Consider the following 1,476-nt stretch of genomic DNA (forward strand, 5'->3'; position numbering starts at 1 on the left):
CCTCGTCGCGGCCGACTCCCTCGCGCGACGCTGCTTCGCGGTCGCCGGTGGCGACCACTCGCAGGCGCGCGCCACCGCACCCGTCCGTTCGTTCCAATCCACGAGCCAACGCTCGATCTGGAGTTATATATAAAGGGCTGTGTGAACGTGCCTCATGATATCCGATATGCTCCCACCGTGTCGCGGTTTCGCACGAACACAACGACAGATTTATATAGAATCACAATCAATCAATGAGTGTAATGTCACAGCGTCAGCGGATGGGCAATCAGCCCATGATCGTGCTTTCCGAAGAGTCGCAGCGTACCTCCGGAAAGGACGCTCAGAACATGAATATCACGGCCGGCAAGGCTGTCGCGGAGTCCGTCCGCACCACGCTCGGCCCGAAAGGGATGGACAAGATGCTCGTCGACTCCGGCGGGTCCGTCGTCGTCACCAACGACGGCGTCACCATCCTGAAGGAGATGGACATCGACCACCCGGCGGCCAACATGATCGTCGAGGTAAGCGAGACGCAGGAGGAGGAGGTCGGCGACGGCACCACCTCCGCGGTCGTGGTCGCCGGTGAGCTCTTAGATCAGGCCGAGGAGCTCCTCGATCAGGACATCCACGCGACGACCCTCGCGCAGGGGTACCGTCAGGCCTCCGAGAAGGCCAAGGAGATCCTCGAAGACGAGGCCATCGAGGTCTCCCCGGACGACCGCGACACGCTCGTCCAGATCGCCGAGACGGCGATGACGGGCAAGGGCGCGGAGAACTCCAAGGAGCTCCTCGCCGAGCTCGTCGTCGACGCCGTCCTCGCGGTTCAGGACGACGACGGCATCGACACGGAGAACGTCTCCGTCGAGAAGGTCGTCGGCAGCTCCATCGACGAGTCCGAGCTCGTCGAGGGCGTCATCGTCGACAAAGAGCGCGTCGACGAGAACATGCCCTTCGCCGTCGAGGACGCCGACGTGGCGCTGTTCGACGGAGCCATCGAGGTCAAGGAGACGGAGATCGACGCCGAGGTCAACGTCACCGACCCCGACCAGCTCCAGCAGTTCCTCGACCAGGAAGAAGAGCAGCTCCGCGAGATGGTCGACCACCTCGTCGACATCGGCGCTGACGTCGTCTTCGTCGGTGACGGCATCGACGACATGGCCCAGCACTACCTCGCGCAGGAGGGCATCCTCGCCGTCCGCCGCGCGAAGTCCGACGACCTCAAGCGCCTCGCCCGCGCGACCGGCGGCCGCGTCGTCTCCAACCTCGACGACATCGAGGCGGACGACCTCGGCTTCGCCGGCTCCGTCGCCCAGAAGGACATCGGCGGCGACGAGCGCATCTTCGTCGAGGACGTCGAAGAGGCGAAGTCCGTCACGCTCATCCTCCGCGGCGGCACCGAACACGTCGTCGACGAGGTCGAGCTCGTATAACTTCGTATAATGTATGCTATACGAAGTTATGCAGTCGTGGGAGGCAAGGCACACAGGGGATAGG

The sequence above is a fragment of the Halorubrum sp. AJ67 genome, assembly GCF_000513435.1.